Raw genomic sequence first — 24,037 nt, 5'->3', positions numbered from 1 at the left:
GCTCACGCCCCGCGCGCGGCGAGCCTGCGTTCCCATGCGAGCGCGGTGCGCGCGATGAGGTCGAGGTCGTCGTGGCGCGGCGTCCAGCCGAGCACGTCGCGGATGCGTCGCGCATCCGCGACCAGCGCGGGAATGTCACCGTCGCGGCGCGGGCGCTCGACCACGCGCAGCGGCGCGCCGCTCGCGCGTTCGACCGCGGCGATCACTTCGCGCACCGAGTAGCCGTGGCCATAGCCGCAATTGAGCGTCGTCGACGCGCCGCCACGATCGAGGTGATCGAGCGCGCGCAGGTGCGCATCGGCGAGATCCTCGACGTGGATGAAGTCGCGGATGCCGGTGCCGTCGGGTGTCGCGTAGTCGGTGCCGAAGATCGCGAGTTCCCCGCGCTTGCCGACCGCGACTTCGCAGGCGACCTTGAACAGCAGGGTCGAATCGCGCGTCGAATGACCGATGCGCCCGTGCGGGTCGCAGCCGGCGACGTTGAAGTAGCGCAGGATCACGTGCTTCATGCTGCCGTTCGCGTCGAGGTCGCGCAGCATCCATTCGCTCATGAGCTTGGAACAGCCGTACGGACTGATCGGCTGCGTCGGCGTGTCCTCGCCCGCGCGGCCGTCCGCGGTCGGGCCGTACACGGCGGCGGTCGAGGAGAACACGAAGCGACGCACGCCGTGGCGCACGCAGGCCTCGAGCAGGTTGCGCGTCGCGCAGGTGTTGTTGGCGTAGTAGCGCAGCGGGTCGGCGACCGATTCCGGCACGATCGTGCGCGCGGCGAAGTGCAGCACGGCGTCGACATGGTGTTCGCGCAGCACCGCGTCGACGAGCGCGGCGTCACCGGTGTTGCCGACCACCAGCGGCGCGTCGAGCACCGCTTCGCGGAAGCCGGTGCTGAGGTCGTCGAGCACGACCACCGCCGTGCCGGCTTCGCGCAGCTGGCGCACGACGTGACTGCCGATGTAGCCGGCGCCGCCGGTGACGAGGACGGTCTTCGTGCTCACGGGGACTCCGGTGTCGTCGCGGCGCGCAGGTGCCGGCGCGGCACGAGCCGCTTGCCGTCGACGATCTCGATGCCGGCGCCGCGGTTGTAGGTGTGGCAGCCGCGCAGGCCGCGCAGCCAGTCGGGTTCGATGCGACCGAGCGGCCGCTCCTCGTAGCGCTGTGGATCGAGCGCGACGACTTCGTTGAAGACCACCGCGTAGCCGTAGTCGACGCTGCAATCCTGCGCGGGACGGATCAGGCGCCCCTCGTGCGCGAACAGCTTGCCGGCCGGTCGCGCGCGACGCACGTCGCTGAGGAGCGGATTGGCCGGATGCGCGCGCCACGGTCCGAGCGGCGAGTCGGCGACGAACAGGAACAGGTCGGTCCACACGCGGCGGTCGACGTCGAGCGGGCTCTCGCTGATGCAGGCGAACAGGTACCAGTGCGTGCCGTCATGATGCAGGGTACCGTCGACCGCGTTGCGGCCGCGCAGCAGTTCCGCCGCGAACGCCCAGCGCGCCGGGAATTCGATCGCACGATGCAATGCGAACGTGCGTGCCGCGGAGGACTCGACCGTGAGCCAGAGCTCGCCCTGCCATTCGTACACGAGCGGGTAGGACAGGTGCCATGGTTCGTCGAACACCGTGCGCACGTTTATCGGCGCGAGCGTGGCGTCGAGCTCGGCGACCGCGATGCGCCCGCGCCGCGTCGCGTAGGGATACTCCTCGACGAACAGCCAGTCGCGCCCTTCATGGTGGACGAGCGACGGGTCGGCCCAGAACCGGCCGGGCGGCGTCGCCAGCACGCGCAACCCCTGCGCATCCGGTCGTGCGGGGTCGAGCGGCGCGTCGGTGCGGCGCGCCGCGAGCACCCAGTCCTCGGCGCGCCCGAGGCGCGGCAGATGCCGGCGCAGCGCGCGTGCGGCGAGGCGCAACGCGAGCAGCACGGTCGCGATCACGCCGGGTGGCGTGAACGCGGGCACTGTTTCGCCCGTCGGCGCTTGGCCCGCGGCGAGATGGCGCAGCAGGCGCACGAGGATCGCTGGCACGCGCAGCAACTGGTACGCGCGGTTGCGCGCGAACGAGAGTTGCGCGGTCGCGCTCCAGTCGTCGCCGCCGCACAGGCGCCAGCCGTCGCCGTCGTGCATGACGACGCCGCCGCGGCTCACCGCGTCGCCGCGGCGCAACGCGTCGAGATGGCGCAGGCCGTGCCGGCGTGCGTCGGTGGCGTCGCGCTCGAGGAACCAGGCGCCACGACGCGCGAGCGCGCGCACCGCCGGCGTCGGCGGCGGCAGGCCGAAACCCAGCAGCAGGTCGGCTTCGAGCGCGCGCAGCAGCGCCGCCGCGCGCTCGTCGAGCGCGAGCCCGCCGGCATCCTCGCGCGCGACGACGTCGTGCAGCGGCACGCCGGCGAGGCGATCGCGCAAGGCGACCGCGGCGGTCGCCTTGCGCGCCGCGCCGGCGAGCGCGGCATCGATGCGCACGAACGCGTCGATCGCGCGATGGCGCGGCCGCGGCGGCGGCAGCGGCGCACGCAGCACCGCGACCAGTTCGCAGGCGTCGTCGGCCGCCAGCGCGGCGAGCGCCTCGGCGATCCACGCGGGCACGACCTCGCGATCGACGAGGGCGACCACGCGCAGCGCACGGCATCCCGGCGGCAACGGCGCGTACAGCGGCGTCGGCGCGGCGGCATCGGCACGCTGCGTCATGCGAAGGCCCGGCCCCAGTCGCCGATCGCCTGCAACAGGCGTGCGCGATCCTGCACGCGCATGAACATGTGGTCGCAGTCGGGCCAATGGTCGAAATGCACGCACGGCGCCGCGGCCGCCGCGCCGAACGTCGCGGCGAACTGCGCGCGGTGCGTGAAGTACGCGGCGGCGCCGCCGGTGTAGAGCGCGAACACGCCGACTTCGCGCGCGACGAGCCGGCCGAGTTCGACGCGCGCGGCGGCGAGCGACGGCCAGTCGCGCATGTTGCCGTCGCCGATCGCGGGCGCGCGCCGGCGCCGCGTGAAACGGCCGAGCAGGGTCTTCAGCGCCGACGCGCCGCGGCCGAGCAGGAGCTGCAGTTGGCCGATGCGGAACCACGCGCCGCGGTGCGCGTACGGGTCGAGCAGGAGCAGGCCGCAGACGCGTTCGTCGGCGAGCGCGACCTTCCAGCCCTGGTCGGCCGCGCTGCACAGTCCGCCGATGATGAAGCGGTCGGCGCCGGCGAGCTCGGCGAGGCGGTCGAAGCCGTGGCGGATCACCGCGATGTCGTCGCCACGCTTGGGCGGCGCGTCGCCGACGCCGGGCTGGTCGACGCGCAGCACCGCGAACCCCTGCGCGGCGAGCTGGCGCGCGAGGTCGACGTGCATGCGGAATGGGCCCGAGCGCGGGATGAAGCCGGCGTTGAGCAGCACCCACAGCGGCCGGCGCGTCGGCTGTGCAGGGCGCGTGAGCACGCCGGTGAGGCCGAGGCCGAGGTCGATCGGCGTTTCCTCGATCATGCCGTCCCTCCGCCGGGCGCCGCCTGGGCGAGCGCGTCGATGCACGCCGCGACCGGCGGCGTGATGAAGGTCGCGCGCAGGTCGATCTGCTCGTGCCAGCCCGCGGCCGCGGCCGGCAGGGCGAGGCGCTGGCGTGCGTGCGCGATCGGCGCGGCGCGCTCGTCGTCGACGACGTGCACGTCGGACAGGCCGTCGCCGAGCAGGTCGTCGAGCCGCTCGGCCGCGATCTGCGCGCGCAGTGCAGGCGGACAGTACGAGGCGAGCAGGCGCTCCGGATCGGCCGCTTTCGGCTGCGTGCCGATGAACGGATAACGCAATCGCGAAGCTCGCTCGCGCGCGTCCATCGCGACGAGCTCGTCGAGCCATGCACGGCCGTCCGTGAGCGGTTGCCACAACCACAGCGGCAGGCGATGCTGTCGCGCGAGCCGCGCAGCCGGCCATGCGCCGGCGCGCGCGCCGAACGCGACCAGCGGCACGCCGGGCACGCGGCGCGTGACTTCGGCGAGCGCCGTTCCGGCATCGGCGCAGGCGCCGTCGAGCGTGAACGCGCGTTCGTCGCCCCACGAATCACCGCTGCCGTAGTAGTCGAAACGCAGGCTCGCGATGCCGCGCTCGGCCAGCCGCGCCGCGACGAGCGAGAGCAGGCGGTAGCTCAGGAACTGTTCGTGGAAGAACGGCGGGCAGAGCACGAGCGCTGCGCGCGCCGTGCCGCGCGCGGCGCGGAACACGGTGAACAGGCGCCGCTCCGGCGCACCCGCGAACGCGAACTCGTGCAGGGCCTCGCCGGCGCGCTCCGGCGCCGGCCGTGCGATCGTCGCCGTCATCCGCCGCGCCCGCCGAACAGGCCGCGCAGGCGCGACATCCAGCCGCCCTGTTTCGCCGCGCGTTCGCGCGGCAGCATCTCGGCCACGCTGCCGAGCGTGCCGGTGGCGATCGCGAGCACGTTGAGGCGCACGCCGGTTTCGCGTTCGACGCGCGCCATCATGTCGACCGCGAGCAGCGAATCGCCGCCGAGGTCGAAGAAGTTGTCGTCGACGCGTGCCTCGGCGACGCCGATGAGTTCGCACCAGAGCGCGGCGAGGTAGTTCACGCGCGCGTCGACCGGCGCGGACGTGGCGTCATCGGCGTGGCCGCCCTGCTCGGACGGCATCGGCAGCGCCTTGCGGTCGGTCTTGCCGTTCGGCGTGGTCGGCATCGTTTCGAGCACGACGATGTGGTTCGGCCGCATGTACGGCGGCAGCGATTCGCGCAGGCGCTCGCGCAGGCGACCGGCGAGGTCGCCGTAGCGGTCGCGCGAGGTCACGTAGAGCACGAGGCGCTGGTCGTGCGACCCGAATTCGCGCACCGCGGCGGCGGCTTCGCGCACGAGCGGGTCCTCGTGCGCGGCGGCTTCGATGTCGCCGAGCTCGATGCGGAACCCGCGCAGCTTCACCTGGTCGTCGGCACGGCCGTGGAAATACAGCACGCCGTCCTCGAGGCTGCCGACGTCGCCGGTGCGGTACATGCGGCTGCCGTCGTCCGCGAACGGATCGACGCGGAATCGTTCGGCGGTGAGGTCGGGCCGGTTGAGGTAGCCGTCGGCGACACCGTCGCCGCCGATCCAGATCTCGCCCCGCTCGCCCGCGCCGAGCGGGCGGCCCGCCTCGTCGAGAACGTGGATGCGCGTGTTCGCGATCGGCCGGCCGAGCGGCACGGGGCCCTCGCCGGCTTCGACGCGATGGATCGTCGACCAGATCGTGGTTTCGGTCGGGCCGTACATGTTCCACAGTTCGCGGCAGTGGCGCACGACCTCGTTGGCGAGGTCGCGCGGCATCGCTTCGCCACCGACGAGCAGCTTGAGGCCGGCGAGGCCTTCGACGCGGCCGCCGTCGCAGAGCAGGCGCAGCAGGGTCGGCGTGGTCTGCAGCACGGTCGCGCCGCAGGCCTTCATCAGGGCCATCGTCTTCTGCGGATCGCGCACTTCCGCTTCGGTCGCGATGTGCACGCGCGCGCCGCTGACGAGCGGCAGGTACAGCTCGAGCCCGGCGATGTCGAACGACAGCGTGGTCACCGCGCAGATGACGTCATCGGGCCCGAAGCCGGGCGATTCGCGCATCGAACGGAGGAAATTGGCCAGGTTGCGATGCAGGATGCGCACGCCCTTCGGCTCGCCCGTCGACCCCGACGTGAACAGCACGTAAGCGAGGTCGGCGCCGCCGACGGCCGGCAGTGCCGCCTCGTCCTCGCCGCCGGCGCGGATGTCCGCATCGTCGACCGGGACCAGCACCGCATCGTGTTCGGTCACCGCGGCCGGCAGCTCGTGTCCGGCGAGGACGACCGTGTGGCGCAGCGCGGCGCGTTCGATCATCGTGCGCAGGCGCTTGTCCGGGAAGCTCGAATCGAGCGGCACGTAGGCTGCACCCGCGCGCAGCACGCCGAGCGCGGCCGCGACCATTTCACTGCGCCTCGGCATGCAGATGCCGACGAGGTCGCCGCGCGCGACGCCCGCGGCGAGCAGGCGCGACGCGACGCGGCCGCTCGCGCGCCAGAGGTCGGCGTAGGTGTAACGCTGCGTATCGCAGCTGACCGCGATGCGTTCGGGCGCCGCGCGCACCTGCTCCTCGACGAGATCGAGCAGCGTGGGGCCGGGACGTACTGCAGGGAGCGATGCCGGCGGCTCCGCGGCGGCCACGGTCGCCGCCGGTCGCGTCGGTGCGGCCACAGGGTCAGGGGTTTGCATGCCGATGTCCTCGAGCATTCGTTCGTATCCGGCGATCCAGCGCCGGATCGTCGCCGCGTCGTACAGGGCGGTGCGGTAGTGCAGGTCGAGCGCGAGCTGGCGCCCGTCGTCGTTGAGGTTGAAGAACAGGTCCCACAGCAGCGCGACGTGGCGGCAGTCGCGCCATTCGGTGACGACGCCGTCGAACTGCGGCGTGCGCACGCGCGGATTGAGGTTGAAGATGATTTCGCCGAGCGCGCCACGCCCGCTGCGCCGGCGCAGCGAACGCGCGCGCAGGATCGTCATCAGCGTGAGGTCCTGGTGCTCGGCCGCGTCGAGCAGCGCGGCCTGAGCGGTCGACACCGCGGCGTCGGCACCGGCATGCGGGTCGATGCGCAGGCGCAGCGGCAAGGTATTGACGCCGTCGCCGATCAGTGCGCCGCTGCCCGCGAGCGCCTGGCCGGAGAACGGGATCGCGATGGCGAAATCACGCTGTCCCGACAGGCGCGCGACGAACAGGCCGAACGCACCGAGCAGGAGGCCATACAGCGTCACCCCGCGCCGGCGCGCCTCGGCGCGCAGCGCGGCGGCGAGCGGCGCGGGAAACACGTGCCGTTCCGTGTCGGCATCGAAGCCGGCGTCTTCGACGTGCGGACGGTCGCCCGGCAGTTCCAGCGGCGCGGGAATGTCGGCGTAGACGCGGTTCCAGTAGGCGATCTGCGCGGCACCGTTGGCGTCGCGGCGCGCGCGCTCGGCGAGCGCGTAGGCGCGGAAGCTCTGCGCCGGCGCGAGGCGCGGCTCGCGCCCGCCCACGTACGCGTTGTAGCAGGCCTGCAGCTCGTCGCAGAACACGGCGAGCGACCAGCCGTCCATGATGAGGTGATGCGCGACCAGGTGCAGCGCATGGCGATGCTCGCCGAGCCTGAGCAGCGTGAAGCGCACGAGCGGCGCGCGCGCCAGATCGAACGGCGCGCGCATCTGGCGATCGCACCACGCGTCGAGGCGCGCCTGTGCGTCTTCGCCGGCGAGATCGACCTGTTGCAGCGGCAGCGGCGGCAACGCCTGCAACGACAACGTGCGTCCATCGGCGGCGATTGCGAAGCGGAACGCCTCGTGCCGGTGCCAGACCGTGGCGAGCGCGCGCTGCAGCGCGCCGACGTCGAGCGCGCCGTCGAACGTGAGCACGACCGCCTCGTTGCAGGCGAGCGCGGCATTCGCGCCGTACTGGCAGCCGAGCCACTTCTCGAGCTGGCCGTCGGTGAGAGGGATCGCGTCGGGCAGCGCCGGCGCGTCGCCGGCGTCGGCCACGGGCGCGCCCGCGCGCGCCCCGCCGCGCGGCACGAGCAGGCCGGCGCCGAGCAGGCCGTCGAGCGCCGCGCGCACCGCGGCCACGATGCGCTCGACCTCGGCGGCGCCGTGCGCCTCGGTGAGGAAGCAGTTGAACTGTTCGTACAGGTGCAGGCCGTTCGCGCGCAGCGCATACCAGAACAGGCTCGCGTACGGCTGGTCCTCGTCGGCGACGATGCGCCAGAGCGAACTGAAACCGACCGCGCGCAGCGGCGCGCCGCGCTCGTCGAACAATGCATTGAGGCGCGTGACGAGGTCCTGCGTGCGCGCGTTGAGTTCTTCCTGCAGTGCCGGCCCGCGCCGCTTCAGGTGCAACAGCGCGGCCTTCGCCGCGGCGAGCGCGAGCGGATGGCGCACGAAGGTGCCGGCGAAATAGGTGACGCCCGCTTCCGGATACGAATCGTCGCCGAAGCGCCAGTCGCCGCCGTCGAGCGCGTCGAGCCAGCGCGGGGCGCCGGCGATCGCCGCGAACGGCAGGCCGCCGCCGATGATCTTGCCGTAGGTGGCGATGTCCGCGCGCACGCCGTAGTACGCCTGTGCGCCGCCCTGTGCGACGCGGAAGCCGGTGATGACCTCGTCGAAGATCAGCGCGCAGCCCGCGTCGTCGCAGATCGTGCGCAGCGCCTGCACGAACGCGCGCGGTTGCAGCGACGGGTTCTTGCCCTGCACCGGCTCGATCATGATCGCGGCGAGCTCGTGCGCGCGCTCGCGCAGCACGCGCAAGGCTTCGTCACTGCCGTAGTCGAGCACGAGCACGTTCTCGACCGCGCTGGCGAGGATGCCCGGCGCGGCGGCGAGCGAGCGCAGGCTGCGCGTGCCGCGCACGATCACTTCGTCGAAGATGCCGTGGTAGGAATTGGTGAAGATCGCGATCGTGCGCCGGCCGGTGACCGTGCGCGCGATGCGCATCGCGCCCATGACCGCTTCCGAGCCGGTGTTGCAGAACGCGACGCGCGCCATGCCGGTCATGCCGGCGATGAGCTCGGCGACCTCGCCGGCGAGGGGATGCTGCGGACCGACTTCGAAGCCGGCGTCGGCCTGCCGCTTGAGCGCGGCGACGACGTAGTCGGGCTGGTGGCCGAGGAAATTCGCGCCGAAGGAGTTGAGGCAGTCGACGTATTCGTTGCCGTCGAGGTCGTGCAGCAGCGCGCCCTTCGAGCGCTCGACGACGATCGGGTAGACGAGCTCCTTCCACAGCGGATTGAAGCCGGTGACGACGCGCGGGTCGGCCATGCGCGCGCGGTGCGCCTGCGCGTATGCCTTCGAACGCGCGGTGCGCGCGTTGTAGCGGCGCGTGAAGTCGTCGACCCAGGCGCGCTGCGCCGGCGTCATCGCGTGGTCGCGCCGCAGCGTGATGCGCGCGGACGCGCCGAACGGCCGCTCGACGAGATCCGCGGGCGGCGCTTCGTCGGTGCGCGACGCCGCCGCCGGCGCGGGCGCGGCCGCGGCCGGCGCGGCGCCGGTGCCGGTGGCGAGGCTCGCGAGCAGCTGCATCTGCTGCTGCATGAGCGCCTGCTGGCTCTGGATAAGCGCGAGCAGCGGCGATGCCGCGTCGGCAGCGACGGTCGCGGGCGCGGGTGCGCTCGCCGCGATCGGTGCCGGCGCCGGCGCCGTCGCTGGCAGCGTCGGCTCGAGCAAGGTCGCGAGCTTGGCGATGCTGTCGACGTCTTCCATGAGGCGGCGGAATTTCAGCTTGAGGCCGTAGCGGCGCTCGAGTTCGAGCGCGGCCTGCGTCAGGGACAGCGAATCGAGTCCGAGTTCGAGGAAGCTCGCCTCGTCCTGCGCGGCAGCGAGGTGTTCGCCGGTAAGCGACTCGACCAGCTCGCGCAGCTCGGCGCGCAGGCGCGACGTCGGCTGCGGTGCCGCGGGCGTCGCGACGATCGCGGGATGGATTTCCTTCATGCTCGTTTCCCCAGGGACGCCCGCTGCCGGCGTCGGTACATCGATCCAATGACGCTCGCCGCGGAACGGGTAACCCGGCAGCGCGACGCGGCGGCGCGCCTGCCCGGCGTAGTACGCGTCCCAATCCGGTTCGCGGCCGCAAGTCCAGCACGCACCGAGCGCGGCGGCGAGGTGCTCGGCGTCGCTGCCCGGCTTCGCCGCCGGGCCGAGCGAGGCGACCGCGCGCCCGCCCTCGCCGAGCTGGCTGCGCGCGAACGTCGTCAGCGCCTGCGACGGACCCACTTCGACGAACAGGGTCGCGCCGTCGGCGATCGCGTGCGCGATCGCATCGGCGAAGCGCACGGGCTCGCGCAGCTGACGGCACCAGTACGCGGGTTCCACCGCAGCGTGCGCGTCGATCGGCGCGCCGCTCACGCACGAATAGAACGGCCGCGTCGGCGGCGCGAGGCGCAGGTTCGCGAACGCGCGCTCGAACGGCGGCAACGCGCCGTCCATCAGGGCCGAATGGAATGCATGGCTCACCTTGAGGCGCGTGCTGGCGATGCGCTCGGCGTCGAGCGAGACGGCCAGGGCGCCGATCTCGGTGTCGGTGCCGGCGACGACGCACAGTTCCGGCGCATTCACCGCCGCGAGGCTGACGCCGCCGCCGAGGCGCGGCGCGATCGCCTGCGCGACCGCGCGCACCGCGAGCATCGCCCCGGGCGGCTGCGCCTGCATCGCCGCACCGCGCGCGCACACCAGCGCGATCGCGTCCTCGAGTTCGAACACGCCGGCGAGCGTCGCCGCGACGTATTCGCCGATGCTGTGGCCGATCATCGTGTCGGCGACGATGCCCCAGCTTTCCCACAATCGCGCGAGCGCGTACTCGACCGCGAACAGCGCTGGCTGCGTCCAGCGTGTTTCGGCGAGTCCGGCCGCTGCCGCGGCCGCCTCGCCGGCCGCCGGCAGGATCAGCGCGCGCAGGTCGCGGCCGAGCCGGGCGCTCGCGAGCGCGCAGCAGCGCTCGAAGTGTTCGGCGAACACCGGTTCGGTCCCGGCCAGCTCGCGGGCCATGTCCGCGTGCTGCGAACCCTGGCCGGGGAACAGGAACACGAGCTTCGGCCGCCCGGCGCGTTGCGGCGCGATGCGCGCGAGCGCGTCGCGCGCCTGGGCCGCACTGCGTGCCACCACGGCGGCACGCGACGCCATCGGCTTGCGGCCGAGCGCGAGCGTCGCGGCGACATCCGCCAGGTCGGCATCCTGCACGTGCGCGAGATGGGCGGCGAGATCCGTGGCGCGGCGCTGCAACGCCTCGTCGTCGCGCGCGGACAGCACGAGCAGGCTCGCCGGGCGTGCCGGGCCCGGCGCGGCGGCGGGCGGCGCCTCCTCGAGCACGACGTGCGCATTGGTGCCGCCGACGCCGAACGAACTCACGCCGGCGCGCCGCGGCGGCGCGCCGCGCGGCCATTCGACCGGCGCCTGCACGAGGCGGAACGGCGACGCACCGAAATCGATTTCGGGGTTCGGCGTGCGCAGGTTCGCGGTCGGCGGGATCCGACCGTGATGCAGCGCGAGGGTCGCCTTGATCAGCCCGGCGACGCCGGAGGCGGCGACGAGGTGGCCGAGATTGCCCTTGATCGATCCGAGCCAGCAGGACGCGGGCGCGGCGCCGTCGGCGCGGAACGCGCGCGTGAGCGCCTCGACCTCGATCGGGTCGCCGAGCGGCGTGCCGGTGCCGTGCGCCTCGACGTAGCCGATCGAACCCGCATCGACGTTCGCGCTCGCGAGCGCGAGGCGGATCGCCGCGGCCTGGCCGCGCACGCTCGGGGCGCCGAAGCTCGCCTTGTCGGCGCCGTCGTTGTTGACGCCGACGCCGCGGATCACCGCGTAGATCGTGTCGCCCTGCTCGATCGCGTCGGCCAGGCGCTTGAGCACGACGGCGCCGGCGCCGGACGAGAACACGGTGCCACTCGCCTCGGCATCGAACGGCCGGCAATGGCCGTCGGCGGATTCGATCGCGCCTTCGGCAGGCAGGTAGCCCGATTCCTGCGGCACCACCACGTTGACGCCGCCGGCGAGCGCGACGTCGCACTGCCAGCTCATGAGCGCGTACCACGCCTGCGCGACCGCGACGAGCGAGGTCGAGCACGCCGTGTACAGGCTGATCGCCGGGCCGGTCAGGCCGAGCCGGTGGGCGACGCGCGTCGCGACGTAATCCTTCTCGTTGGCAAGCATCGCGGCGAACTCGCCGCTCGCGGCGACGATGTCGGGGCGCGCGTCGACGAGCCTGCGATAGCCGTTGTTGGACGTACCGGCCCAGACGCCGATACTGCCGCCTGCGCGCGCGGGATCGATGCCGGCGTGTTCGAGCGCGTTCCAGCAGAGCTCGAGGAACACGCGCTGCTGCGGGTCGATCAGCTGCGCCTCGCGCGCGGGAATGCCGAAGAACGCCGCATCGAAGCGCTCGACGCCGGCGATGATGCCGCGCGCCGGCACGTAGCGCGGATGCTCGCGCAGTTCGCGCGGTACCAGCGGCGAGAGTTCGTCCGGCGCGAAGCGCGTGATCGATTCGCGTCCCGCGAGCAGGTTCTGCCACAGCTCGTCGATCGATGCGGCACCGGGGAAACGCCCGGCCATGCCGACGATCGCGACGCCGTCGAGTGCGGGACCGCTCATCGGGTGCCTCCGGCGCGCGGGCCGAAGCGCGTGAAGGCGGCGCGCTGCGCGGCGCCGCGCGCGCGTTCGCCGGCGGCATCGGCGACCGGCGCGGCCGCGGCGGCGAGCGCGCGCGCCTGCGCCGCGACGGTCGGGTGCTCGTAGGCCTGCGCGACGCCGAGGACGTGCCCGTGCCGCCGCAGTTCGGTCAGCGCGCGCACGACCAGCAGCGAGCGCGCGCCGTGGTCGAACAGGTTCGCTTCCACGTCCAGATCATCCACCCCGAGCAGCTGCTTCCACAAGTCGAGAAGTTGATTCTGCAGGGGCGCGCCGTCGAGCCAGCGCAACTGGACGGCCGGCGCCGCGGCGAGCGCGCGGCGGTCGATCTTGCCACTCGCGGTCAGCGGCAGCATCGCGTGCACCGACACCGCGTGCGGGACGAGGTAATCGGCCAGCGACGCGGCGCAGTGCGCGCGCAGATCATCGGCGAGCGTGGCCGCGTCGGCGCGCGCGTCGCGCGCGACCACGTGGGCGACGAGGCGACGGCCGCCGGCGCCGTCGGCGGCGACGACGACCGCCTCGGCCACCGCGGGATGGCGGCAGAGCACGGCCTCGATCTCGGCCGGTTCGATGCGGAAGCCGTCGATCTTGAGTTGGTCGTCGAGCCGTCCGAGGCAGTCGAGCACGCCGTCCGCGGCACGCCGCGCGCGGTCGCCGCTGCGATACCAGCGCTCGCCGTCGAGTTCGATGAACCGTTCGGCGGTGAGCTCGCGGCGGTGGATGTAGCCCGCCGCGAGGCAGCCGCCGCCGAGCAGCAGCTCGCCTTCGGCCCCGTCCGGCAGCGGCGCGAGCGCGGCATCGACGATGCGCACGCGCACGTGCGGCAGCGGCGTGCCGATCGGCGGCAGCTCCGGCCATGCCGCCGGATCGCCGGCGAGCTCGTGCGCCGTGACGACGTGGGTTTCGGTCGGGCCATAGTGATTGTGCAGCACCGCGCCGGGCAGCGCGGCGAACAGCGCGCGGATCGCCGGCGTGACGCGCAGTTGCTCGCCCGCGGTGACGATGTCGCGCAAGGCATGCGGCACGCCGCCGCCCGCGGCGACGGCTTCGGCGAGCGCCTGCAGGCCGACGTAGGGCAGGAACAGCCGTTCGATGCGCTCGCGCTCGAGCAGGGCGAGCAGCGCGTACGGATCGCGCCGCTCGGCTTCGCTCGGCAGGACGAGGCAGCCGCCGGTCGCGAGCGTCGAGAAGATCTCCTGGAACGACACGTCGAAACCCAGCGGCGCGAACTGCAGCGTGCGCGCAGGCATGCCCAGGCGCGGATGCGCGCGATGCCAGTCGATGAGCGCAGCGACCGCGGCGCTGCGCATCGCGACGCCTTTCGGCCGGCCGGTCGAGCCCGAGGTGAACAGCACGTAGGCGAGATCGCCGGCGACCTCGTCGCGCAGCGGCGCGGCCGGCGCGGCCGGCGCGTCTGCCGGCCAGCCGACGCGCGCGACGCCGGCCGGCACGCGCGCATCGGCCGCGCCGTGAAAGCAGCGTGGCCGCGCGTCGTCGAGCATCGCGGCGAGGCGCGCGGCGGGGAAATCGAGGTCGAGCGGCAGGTAGGCGGCGCCACGCGCGATGCAGCCGAGGATCGCGGCGATCGTCCCGGCGCTGCGCGTCGCGGCCAGCGCGACGACGTCGCCGGCGACGACGCCCGCGTCGCGCAGCGCGTCCGCGTGCAGCGCCGCGCGCGCGAGCAGCTCGGGGTAAGCGAGTTCGACGCCGGTGGCGCGCAACGCCGGGGTCGCGTGCCGGGCATGCGCGAGCAAAGGCGCGAGCAGCGAAGCCGCGCGCCGTTCCGCCTGCAACGGCACGCCCGCTGTCATCGGGCGCCCCAGCGGGTCCCGCGATTCGCGCCGCCGAGCTCCTGCAACGTGAGCAGCGGCCCGATCGCGCGCAGCCAGGTCCCGAGCGCGAGCGCCTTGAGCGGCTTGCGATTGCGCCGGCGCTCCTCGACGACGTCGCCGACGAAGTCGCTCCAGTTGTCCGGGCCGAGCGAGTCGAACGCGACCGAAATCGTCATGTTGAGGCTGCGCGCGGTATGCCACCATCCGCACGGCAGGAACAGCGTTTCGCCCGCGTGTACCACGACCTTCTGGCACTTCGCCTCGCGGAACAGCGGGTAGCGGTCGTAATCGGGGTGGTGGTGGTCGCGGATCGACGACTGCCACGGCATGTCGGGGTTGACGTAGAGCAGGTGCTCCTGCCCCGGCGCGTAGAGGGTGAATTCCTTGTCGCCGTGCAGCTGCGTGATCCACGCGTGCATGCGCAGCACGTCGTAGTGCAGGTACGGGAACTCGCCGCCCGGGCCGCCGAAGAAGATCTCGAGGTTGTTGACGCCGGAGAACAGCCGCTGCGGCACGAGCGGGTTCGCCTGCCGGTCGGGCAGGCTGTAGCCGAAGCGGGGCGTCACCTCGGGCAGCAGTTCGCGGAACGTCTTGGCGATCTCGAACTTGCACGGATACGGCCCCGGCTTGTCGACCGTGGAGGCCTCGAGCAGGTCGATGAGTTCGGCGAGCCGGTAGTCGCGGCCGCGCACGCGCACGACGTGCTCGCCGTAGGTGTGGCGGAAGTAGTCCGGATCGGCGCGCCCGTACAGCGGCCATGCGCGCGCCGCGTCGCCGAGCACGACGGGCCGGCGCGGGTCGCGGTACTCGGCGATGAAGTCGTCGACGCCGAGCCCGCTGCGTCGGTCGACCCAGCTGCTGCCGCCGGCAACGGCGGTGACGGCGCCGGCTACGCCGGCTTGCGTCGTGTTCATGCTCGCCCCCTCCCAAAAGCTGCGGCCGGCGCGACGCCGGCGGTCCGGTCAATGCAGGCGCGCGACGCCCCAGTCCGCGCGGCGATTCGCGCCGCAGCGTTCGGCGAGCGTCAGCATCGGCCCGAGCAGGCCGAGATACAAGCCCAGCCAGCGCGCCCGCGCGGCATGGCCCTTGCGCCGTTCCTCGACCACGACGTCGCGGACGAACTCGCGCCAGTTGCTCGATTCGAGCTGGTCGAACGCGACCGTGATATTCATCGTCAGGCAGCGCGCGGTGTGCCAGGTGCCGCACGGGATGAAGAGCGCCTCGCCCGCGTGCACGACGACGCGATGCCGCCGCGCCTGGTGCAGCAGCGGCCAGCGCTCGACGTCGTGCAGATCGTCCACGCGCGACATCCACGGCATTTCCGGGTGCACGTACAGCAGGTGCTCCTGGCCGCGCTCGTACAACGTGAATTCCTTGTCGCCATGCACCTGGGCGATCCACGCGTGCATGCGCAGCATGTCGTAGTGCAGGTACGGGAACTCGCCGCCCGGACCGCCGAAGAAGATCTCGAGATGGTTGACGAGGTCGAACACCGACTTCGGCATGAACGGGCTCGTGTGCCGGTTCGGCAGACTGCAGGCGAAGCGCGGCGTGACATCCGCCATGAGGTCGGCGCATTCGGCGAACGTGCACGGGTACGGCGCCGGCTGCGCTTCGCTCGAGGCCCGTTGCAGCGCGATGACTTCGCCGAGGCGGTAGTGGCGGCCGCGGATGCGCACCGGGTGATCGGCATAGCGTTCGAGGAAGAACTCCGGGGTGAACCGCGCGGGCGCGCTCCACCGTTCGAGCGCGTGGCGCAGCACGACCGGCCGGCGCGGCTCCAGGTAGCGCTGGCGGAACTCGCGCGGGTCGAGCCGGTCGACGCGGTCGACCCAGCCGCCGGCCTCGCCGGCCTGCGGCGCATCCATCGCTACCGAGCCTGCCCCGATCGTCATGGAAACCTGGTCCTCGCGGGTGACATCCGGGACGACGCGGCCAGCGACGCGCGTTTCGACCCGGAAAGGGTGACGCAGTTCACATTTTATCGCCAAGACGGCAATCTACGCGAGGCACACCCCGCCGCGCCAGTGGTGCCGGTCGGCGCGCCGCCAGCAGGTAGAATCCCCTGCGCGCACGTTCGGGGGAACGGCGTCCGCGCCTGCGGCGCGAGCCGTGCCGGCGGATCGTTCGGGGGCAAGCGTGCTCGACAAGGCCGATTTTTTCTCGCTCTACCAGCAGCTTGGGCTGAAGCCCGGTTGCACCTTCGACGAGCTCAAGGTCGCCTACCGGCGCCGCGTCGCCGAACTCCACCCCGATCGCCGCGGTGCCGACGCCGATCCGGCGGATGCGGCGCGCCTGCAGGAACTCACGGCCGGTTACAACGCGGCGAGCGCGTTCCATCGCCGCTACGGGCGCCTGCCTGGAGGCCTGCACCAGGCGCCGCGCGCACCGATGCCGCGCGCCACGTGCATGGTGCAACCGGCCGCGGCCGTGCCGGCCCGCTCCGGCGGCGGCCGCGCGCGGCGCTGGCTCGGGCTCGCGCTCGCCGGCGGCCTCGTGTGGCTGGCGTGGAACGGCGGCGTGTTCGACCGCGGCGGCGAGGTCGGCGGCGGGCCGGCACCGGGTCGCCCGGCGGCTGCGACGCCAAGCACGCCTGCGGGCGCCTCGACCGGCCTCATCGGCATCGGCACCGCGGCGGCGACGGTGCGCGCCCTCGAAGGGCGACCGGTGATGGAGAACCCGCAGCGCTGGGATTACGGACCCTCGTGGATCGCGTTCGACGACGGCAAGGTCAGCGACTGGTACAGCTCGAAGCTGCGCCCGCTCAAGGTCGCCAGCGCGCACCCACCGCCGCCGGAGCCGGCCACGCGCTGAAGCGCCGGCTCAGCGCGCGCCGCGGCCGAACAGCACGACCTCGACCGTCTGCACGAGGATCGTGAGGTCGAACAGCAGGTCGTGGTTCTTGACGTAGAACAGGTCGTACTTGAGCTTCTCGACCGCGTCCTCGACCGAGGCGCCGTACGGGTAGCGCAATTGGGCCCAGCCGGCGAGGCCGGGCTTCACGCAATGGCGCAGGTTGTAGTAGCGGATCTGCCGGGCGAGATCGTCGACGATCGACGGACGCTCGGGCCGCGGTCCGATCACGCTCATGTCGCCGCGCAGGATGTTCCACAGCTGCGGCAGCTCGTCCAGGCGCGCGCGGCGGATGAAGCGCCCGACGCGCGTGACGCGGTCGTCGCCGGGCTTTGCCCAGCGCGCGACGCCGTCGCGTTCGGCGTCGGTGCGCATGCTGCGGAACTTGGCCAGCGCGAAGACGCGGCCGTGCTCGCCGACGCGGTCCTGCCGGTACAGGATCGGCTGGCCGGGGCCCGATTCGAGGCGGATCGCCAGCGCGACGAGCAGCATGAACGGCCATGCGAACGCGAGCACGAGCAGCGCGATCGACACGTCGAACACGCGCTTGATCGCATGGCGCAGCGGCGAATTGTCGAAGCCCTGCGAGAACACCAGCCACGACGGGTCGACCAGCGACAGCTTGACGATGCCGAGTTCGCGCTCGAAGAACGAGGCGAGGTTGCTGACCGCGATGCCGGCCTGCTTGCAGTCGAGCAACTCGTCCATCGGCAGGCCGCCGCGGCGGTCGTCCGGCCCGACCACGATCTCGTTGACCTGCAGGGACTCGGCGAACGCGCGCAGGCTGCCCTCGACCACGAGCAGGCGATCCTCCGGTACGCACACCGCCTCCTCGCCCATGCGCACGAAGCCGAGGATGATGAAACCGCGCCGGTCGGTGCGCCGGCGCATGCGCTGCGGGATCGTCGCGGCGTTGTTGCCGGCGCCGAGCACGAGCACGCGCCGCTTCAGCGATTCGACGTCGACCAGGCGCGCGATCAGCACGCGCCAGCCCTGCACCGCGGCGAAACCGATCACGATCGCGATGGCGAACACGCCGCGGCCGATCGCCACCGCGGGGAACAGGTAGTAGATCGTGATGAGGCCGAGCACGCCGAGCACGAAGCCGACCAGCTGGCGCGCGAACAGGCCGAACCAGTTCTCGCGCAGGTGCTGCTGGTAGAGGCCGAGCGCCGACATGCCGAGCACGATCGTGACCGCGAACAGCAGTCCGCGCAGCCACAGGTTCTCCGAAAACCCGGCCAGCGCCGGCGCGTCGGCGAAATAGCGCAGGCGTGCCGCGAGCTGCACGCCGAGCGTGAGCGACGCGAGTTCGAGCAACACCAGCAGGGTGAGCCAGCGTATCGACTGTCGCCGCAGCGCCCGCAACATCCGCTCGTCTCCATCCGGGAAACCGCCCGCCGGCGGCATTGCACTGCGGGGCCGGCGCGCGCGAGGTCGACGGCGTGCCATCGCCGCGCCATGCTTCCGCCATGCCCCCGCCACGGCGGGTCGGTTTATCATCTTGGCAGCGCGGGGCGACGCCGGCAAGGCGAGACCGCGGCCCCGAACCAGCCCGAGGATGCCCGCATGTGTGGAATCGTCGCCGCGACCGCGGCCCGCGACGTGGTGCCGGTGCTGATCGCCGGACTCAAGGCGCTCGAATACCGCGGCTACGACTCGGCCGGCATTTCCGTGCTCGAAGACGGCCGCCTCGCGCGCGTGCGCGCAGTCGGCAAGGTGCGCGAACTCGAATCGCTGTACCGGGCCGCGCCGGTCGCCGGCGCCACCGGCATCGCGCACACGCGCTGGGCCACCCACGGCGCGCCGAGCACGAGCAACGCGCACCCGCACGTGTCGAGCGAACGCGTCGCGGTCGTGCACAACGGCATCATCGAGAACCACGCCCAGTTGCGCGAGGAGCTCAGGGCGAAGGGCTATCGCTTCGAATCTGAGACCGACACGGAAGTGATCGCGCACCTGGTCGAGGACGCGATCGCCGGCGGCGCGAGCCTGCTCGAGGCGGTCATCGCCGCGACGCGGCGCCTGCACGGCGCCTATGCGATCGCCGTGATGAACCGCGACACGCCCGAGCGCATCGTCGGCGCGCGCAGGGGCAGCCCGCTCGTCGCCGGCCTCGGCGACGGCGAGTTCTTCCTCGGCTCGGACGTGCAGGCGCTCATCAAGCAGACCAACCGCTTCAAGTTCCTCGAGGAAGGCGACGTCGCCGAGATCAGCCGCGACGGCTGCGCGATCTACGATGCCGACGGCACGCCGGTGGAGCGCCCGGAGCGCAAGAGCGAACTGTCCGCCGACGCGGTCGAGCGCGGCGAGTACCGCCATTACATGCTCAAGGAGATCTTCGAGCAGCCGCGCGCGATCGCCGACACGCTCGAGGGCCGCATCGCCGACGGCCGCGTGCTGCCGAACATCTTCGGCGTCGACGCCGACCAGCTGCTGCAGCGCGTGCGCCACGTGCAGATCGTCGCCTGCGGCACGAGCTACCACGCCGGCCTCGTCGCGCGTTACTGGCTGGAAGGACTCGTAGGGCTGCCGTGCAGCGTCGAGGTCGCGAGCGAGTACCGCTACCGCCGCGCGGTCGTGCCCGAGGGCACGCTGTTCCTCGCGGTGTCGCAGTCGGGCGAGACCGCCGACACGCTCGCCGCGCTGCGTGACGGCCGCAACCGCGGCTACCTCGGCTCGCTCGCGATCTGCAACGTGCCCGAGTCGAGCCTCGTGCGCGAGTCCGACCTCGTGCTGATGACGCGCGCGGGTCCGGAAATCGGCGTCGCCTCGACCAAGGCGTTCACGACCCAGCTCGCCGCGCTCGCACTGCTCGCGATCGAACTCGCGCGCATCAACGGCATGGCCGCGGACAAGTACGCCAAGCTCGTCGCCGAACTCGCGACACTGCCGCGCGTGGTCGCCGAGGTGCTCACGCTCGAACCGGAAATCGCCAAGCTCGCCGAGCGCTTCGTGCCCAAGCACCACGCCCTCTTCCTCGGCCGCGGCGTGCACTATCCGGTCGCGCTCGAAGGCGCGCTCAAGCTCAAGGAAATCTCCTACATCCACGCCGAGGCGTACCCGGCTGGCGAGCTCAAGCACGGCCCGCTCGCGCTCGTCGACGAGGACATGCCGGTGATCACCGTGGCGCCGAACAACCAACTGCTCGAGAAGCTGAAATCCAACCTCGAGGAGGTTCGGGCGCGTGGCGGCGAGCTGTTCGTATTCGCCGACACCGACGCGCCGGTGCAGCAGGACGGCACGCGCGGCGCGGTGCTCAAGGTCGCTTCGGGTGGCAACCTCATCGCACCGGCAGTGTTCACCGTGCCGCTGCAACTGCTCGCCTACCACGTCGCGGTGCTGCGCGGCACCGACGTCGACCAGCCGCGCAACCTCGCCAAGTCGGTCACGGTGGAGTAACCGCACGTTTCGTGACGCGGTTCGCCTCACGGCTGCGTCACACTTCGCATCCGGCCTCGGCCCGGCGGCGTATCGTCCCGCCGGCTGGAAACGAGGAGGGACCTGCATGTCACACGCTCATCGCTCCGCAGCGGTCGTGCTGTTCCTGCTGCCTGCATTCGCCGCGGCCGCGACCCGCACCTGGCCGACGACCGCGCCGTGCAACGGTGGCACGCTGCAGGCATGCCTCGACGGAGCCGCGAGCGGCGACATCGTCGAGGTCGCGACCGACGCGACGATCGACGAAAACCTCGGCTTCAGCGTACCGCTGCGCCTGCGTGTCGCGAGCGGGTATCTACCGCGGCTCGCGCCGGATCGCTCGATCGCCGTCAACGCCGGCGTCGACGGCACATACGCGGTCGAAGGCTTCACCCTGCAGCGCGGAAGCGTCAACGTCGCGCATTACGACGGCGACGTGCACGTGCGCATCCGGCGCGTGCGGGTGCTCGCCACGCCGACGAGCGGGAGCGCTCAGATCTCGCTCTACAGCCCGGCGGCGACACCGCTCGACTACGACATCGGCGAGAACCAGCTCAGCTATGCCTGGGACACCTACGACGGCGCGATCCGCGCCGCGCTGCAGGTGCTCGACTCGCAGAGCGGCAGCAGCACCGGGCGCATCCACGAGAACCGCATCGATGCCGGGGGCCAATGGTCGAGCGGCATCCTCGTGGTGAGCGGGGACCAAACCCATGTCGTGCGCATCGACGGCAACTGGGTCCGCGGCGGTCGCGCCTACGGCAGCATCGACGTGCGCCATGGCGCCGTGGGCGCCAGCGGTGGCGGCTCGCTGACCGCCTATGTGGTGAACAACGTCGTCACGCCGCTGCGCGCGCCGACCGACGCGTTCGGCATCCGCGCCGAATCCTACTTCGGCAGCCTCGCGCTGCAGGCGTTCAACAACACCGTGACCGGCGCCTCCAGGGGCGTGAGCGTCGAGGTCGGCAGCGGAGCGACGATCAGCGGGCGCATCGCCAACAACCTGCTCGCCGGCAACATCCTCAACCTCGCCTACTCCAACGGCGGCAGCGGCAGCATCAGCAATGACCACAACCTGCTGTACGACGGCGCCATCTCGGGATTCACGCCGGGGGCAGGCACGATCAACGCAGATCCGCTGCTGCGCGGCGCACCGGGCAACCCCTGGCTCAACGCCGGCTCGCCCGCGATCGATGCGGCCGACAGCACGTCGCTGGCCAACCTGCTCGTGGCGGCGGGGCTCGCGCGCATCGACGGCGCCGGGCTGCGCCGCTTCAAGGGTCTCGCCGACATCGGCGCACTCGAATACGGCGACGCGACGTTCCTGCACCGCACGCACGACGCGTCGCCGGGCATCTACAGCCTGCTCGCCCACCCGGCCGTCGACGCGCAACCGCAGCGGCGGCCGCACGTGACCTCGAACTGGAATCCCCCCGGCACCCTGGGCCTCTACTGGAACCACCCGGTGGGCGCGCTCTACGACGACGTCTCTTCGCGCTGGTTGCTGCGCGCCGAGGACCTCGTGCCGTTCGCCGACGACGCGCGCTTCAACATCTTCGCGCCGGCTACGGGCGAGGGCAGTTTCGCCCATGTGGCCACCGCGGCGAACGTGAGCGGCGCCGGCACGCAATTGTCCGCAAGCGGGCTGAACGACCAACCCGACCGGGTCCTGCTCGTCACGCGCGATTCGCTCGATCCGGGCAACAGCATCTACGACGACGTGCATCCCTTCGGCGTGTTCTACTTCTCGTTCGGCGGGCCGGGCAGCTGGTTCATCGCCCACTTCGACTCGATCGACATGAATGCCGGCGGCGGCTATCACGTCTACTGGCAGCCGCCGAGCGCGAACGCCTTCCGGCACATCGCGATGCCCGGCAACATCAGCAACAACTACACCCTGCTCGACCATCCGCTGCTCAACGGCCATGCATGCGCGCAGGTGCACGTCACGCAGGGCGCCGGGGGCGGCGTGCTCAACGGCCACCACGTCGGCGTCTGGTACACCGGCAGCCGCTGGGCGATCTACAACCAGGACCTCGCGTCGATGCCGATCGGCGCGGAGTTCCACGTCGTCGTCGACGCGCGCCAGGTGGTCGAATGCAACGACGTGATCTTCGCCGGCGCCTTCGACTGACGCCGCGGCGTCGACTCGGCGCGCACGCGCGCACTACACTGCGGCCCCACGATCGGGAGCCTCCATGCGCATCTGCGTCTACTGCGCGTCCAGCGAACACGTCGACCGCCGCTACCACGCCGCCGCCGCCGCACTCGGCCGGGCGATCGCCGAGGCGGGCTGCACGCTCGTCTACGGCGGCGGCGCGGTCGGCCTCATGGGTTCGCTCGCCAACGCCGCGCTCGCCGCAGGTGGTGACGTGGTCGGCATCATCCCGCGCTTCATGACCGAGGTGGAGTGGCAGCATCCGGGCCTCGCCAACCTCGAGGTCGTCGAGGACATGCGCGAGCGCAAGCACCGCCTGCTGACCGGTTCCGACGCGGTGGTCGCGCTGCCGGGCGGGTGCGGCACGCTCGAAGAGCTGTTCGAGGCGATGACGCTCAAGCGACTCGCGCTTTACCTCAAGCCGATCGTGCTGTTCGACGTCGACGGCTTCTATGCGCCGCTCGAGCGCTTCCTCGAGCAGACGATCGAGCAGCGCTTCATGAATCCGCAGCACCGCGCGCTGTGGACCAGCGTCGCGCGGGTCGAGGACGTGCTGCCGACGATCCGCGCGACGCCGGATTGGGACGTGCATGCGCGGGACTACGCGGCGGTGCGGTAGGGTGACGCGTACGCCGGCGGGACTCGCGCTCCGCACTCGACCCGCCCTACGAGGTCGTTGCGCGCTCGATCCTAGTCGAAGCGGCTGAGTTCGCGGTCGGCGTCGGCGCCGGCGGACGAGCGATCCTCGTCGTCCGGTTCGTCGAACAGGCTTGCCGGGGCGACGTCGCCCGCATCGTCGGATGCGCGTGGCGCGGCGCCGGGTTCGCTCGCGGCCTTCTGCTTTTCCCAACGCGTCTTGATCGGATTGGCCGATTCCGCCGCGTCGAGCGCGAGCAGGAGTTCCTGCTTCTGCTCCTCGGGCAGGTCGGCCCAGTGGCAGTCGGCGAGCGCACCCGCCATCGAATAGAGCAGGTTGAGGCTCGGCCGGAAGCCGGCACGCTTGACCTTGAGGAAGGTCTCGACCGGGCCGATGCGCGCAAGGTCCTCGGTCGTGCGCACGCCGACCTGGCGCAGCCATGCGGCCGACTTCGGGCCGACATTGCGGATCTTCACGTCGCGTGCGCTCATGCGGGGCTCCCAGGCATTCGAAAAAACGACGATCAGCGCAGCGCGTCGAGAAACACGCGGCAGAGCGCTTCCATGCCGGCGCGGTCCTCGTCGTCGAACCGCGCGAGGTCGGGACTGTCGACGTCCCACACGCCGAGCAGCGCGCCTTCGGCGTCGACCAGCGGCACGACGATTTCCGAACGCGATGCGCCGTCGCAGGCGATGTGCCCCGGGAACGCATCCACGTCACGCACGACCTGCGTCTCGCGCGTGGCCGCCGCCGTGCCGCAGACGCCCTTGCCGAGCGCGATGCGCACGCAGGCCGGCTTGCCCTGGAAAGGACCGACGACGAGTTCGCGGCCGTCGAAGAAATAGAAGCCGCACCAGTTGATGCGCGGCAAGGCGTGCCAGGCGAGCGCGGCGAAGTTCGCCGCGTTGGCGATGCGGTCGCGTTCGCCGTGCAGCAGGCCGCGCGCCTGCATGGCCAGCTCGGCGTACAACCCCGCCTTGTCGGCGGCCTCGATCGGTGCGGCGGCGAACATGCGCGTTCCCGTTGGACGGAAG

The 24,037-nt window shown here is 72.1% G+C and carries 15 protein-coding genes; 4 read left to right on the top strand and 11 right to left on the bottom strand.

What is annotated here, in order from left to right:
- Positions 1-2: 2 nt before the first annotated feature.
- From galE to EV148_RS07845, 8 genes are read right to left on the bottom strand one after another with little or no spacing between them, the layout of a single operon-like run.
- The gene (gene galE, locus EV148_RS07880) at positions 3-995 is read right to left on the bottom strand and encodes a UDP-glucose 4-epimerase GalE (protein WP_131996136.1); all 993 of its coding nucleotides are present in this window, start codon (positions 993-995) and stop codon (positions 3-5) included.
- Complete coding sequence (locus EV148_RS07875; protein WP_131996133.1) at positions 992-2,683, bottom strand: glucosamine inositolphosphorylceramide transferase family protein; 1,692 nt, start codon at positions 2,681-2,683, stop codon at positions 992-994. Before EV148_RS07875 ends, galE begins: the two co-directional genes overlap by 4 nt.
- The gene (locus tag EV148_RS07870; RefSeq protein WP_131996130.1) at positions 2,680-3,462 is read right to left on the bottom strand and encodes an alpha/beta hydrolase family protein; all 783 of its coding nucleotides are present in this window, start codon (positions 3,460-3,462) and stop codon (positions 2,680-2,682) included. Before EV148_RS07870 ends, EV148_RS07875 begins: the two co-directional genes overlap by 4 nt.
- Entirely contained in the window at positions 3,459-4,286 is an 828-nt protein-coding gene (locus EV148_RS07865; protein ID WP_131996127.1) for an alpha/beta hydrolase family protein, read from the bottom strand. The genes EV148_RS07870 and EV148_RS07865 overlap by 4 nt, the downstream gene beginning before the upstream one ends.
- Positions 4,283-12,064 carry a hybrid non-ribosomal peptide synthetase/type I polyketide synthase gene (locus EV148_RS07860; protein ID WP_131996124.1) on the bottom strand — a complete coding sequence of 2,594 codons (7,782 nt, stop codon included), beginning with the start codon at positions 12,062-12,064 and terminating at the stop codon, positions 4,283-4,285. The genes EV148_RS07865 and EV148_RS07860 overlap by 4 nt, the downstream gene beginning before the upstream one ends.
- Complete coding sequence (locus EV148_RS07855; RefSeq protein WP_131996121.1) at positions 12,061-13,914, bottom strand: non-ribosomal peptide synthetase; 1,854 nt, start codon at positions 13,912-13,914, stop codon at positions 12,061-12,063. Before EV148_RS07855 ends, EV148_RS07860 begins: the two co-directional genes overlap by 4 nt.
- On the bottom strand, positions 13,911-14,849 hold the full coding sequence (locus EV148_RS07850; protein ID WP_131996118.1) for a cupin-like domain-containing protein: 939 nt from the start codon (positions 14,847-14,849) through the stop codon (positions 13,911-13,913). Before EV148_RS07850 ends, EV148_RS07855 begins: the two co-directional genes overlap by 4 nt.
- A gap of 48 nt (positions 14,850-14,897) precedes the next feature.
- Positions 14,898-15,830 (bottom strand): cupin-like domain-containing protein, encoded by a 933-nt coding sequence (locus EV148_RS07845; RefSeq protein ID WP_131996115.1) that lies wholly within the window; start codon positions 15,828-15,830, stop codon positions 14,898-14,900.
- Between the two features lie 244 nt (positions 15,831-16,074).
- Between EV148_RS07845 and EV148_RS07840 the strand changes: the two genes are divergently transcribed.
- Entirely contained in the window at positions 16,075-16,749 is a 675-nt protein-coding gene (locus EV148_RS07840; RefSeq protein WP_131996112.1) for a J domain-containing protein, read from the top strand.
- Between the two features lie 9 nt (positions 16,750-16,758).
- Here EV148_RS07840 and EV148_RS07835 read toward each other — a convergent pair whose 3' ends face one another.
- Complete coding sequence (locus EV148_RS07835) at positions 16,759-18,159, bottom strand: TIGR03013 family XrtA/PEP-CTERM system glycosyltransferase (protein WP_131996109.1); 1,401 nt, start codon at positions 18,157-18,159, stop codon at positions 16,759-16,761.
- A 198-nt stretch (positions 18,160-18,357) separates the two neighbouring features.
- On the opposite strand from EV148_RS07835, the gene glmS reads away from it, so the two are divergent.
- The 3 genes from glmS to EV148_RS07820 all read left to right on the top strand — a co-directional run bounded on the left by glmS (position 18,358) and on the right by EV148_RS07820 (position 22,985).
- On the top strand, positions 18,358-20,190 hold the full coding sequence (glmS, locus tag EV148_RS07830) for a glutamine--fructose-6-phosphate transaminase (isomerizing) (protein ID WP_131996106.1): 1,833 nt from the start codon (positions 18,358-18,360) through the stop codon (positions 20,188-20,190).
- Positions 20,191-20,296: 106 nt separating this feature from the next.
- Positions 20,297-22,342, top strand: coding sequence for a DUF7452 domain-containing protein (locus tag EV148_RS07825; RefSeq protein WP_131996103.1), 2,046 nt, complete (start codon positions 20,297-20,299; stop codon positions 22,340-22,342).
- 64 nt (positions 22,343-22,406) lie between these two features.
- Entirely contained in the window at positions 22,407-22,985 is a 579-nt protein-coding gene (locus EV148_RS07820; RefSeq protein ID WP_131996100.1) for an LOG family protein, read from the top strand.
- Positions 22,986-23,056: 71 nt separating this feature from the next.
- Here the strand turns inward: EV148_RS07820 and EV148_RS07815 are convergent, their stop codons facing one another.
- Both EV148_RS07815 and EV148_RS07810 read right to left on the bottom strand, forming a co-directional pair.
- Positions 23,057-23,494, bottom strand: a complete 438-nt coding sequence (locus tag EV148_RS07815) for a TfoX/Sxy family protein (RefSeq protein ID WP_131996097.1) — start codon at positions 23,492-23,494, stop codon at positions 23,057-23,059.
- A gap of 32 nt (positions 23,495-23,526) precedes the next feature.
- Positions 23,527-24,015 (bottom strand): GAF domain-containing protein, encoded by a 489-nt coding sequence (locus EV148_RS07810; RefSeq protein WP_131996094.1) that lies wholly within the window; start codon positions 24,013-24,015, stop codon positions 23,527-23,529.
- Positions 24,016-24,037 lie beyond the last annotated feature (22 nt).

Source organism: Dokdonella fugitiva (assembly GCF_004342425.1).
Lineage (GTDB): Bacteria > Pseudomonadota > Gammaproteobacteria > Xanthomonadales > Rhodanobacteraceae > Dokdonella_A > Dokdonella_A fugitiva.
This window is presented reverse-complemented; position numbering and strand designations above follow the sequence as displayed.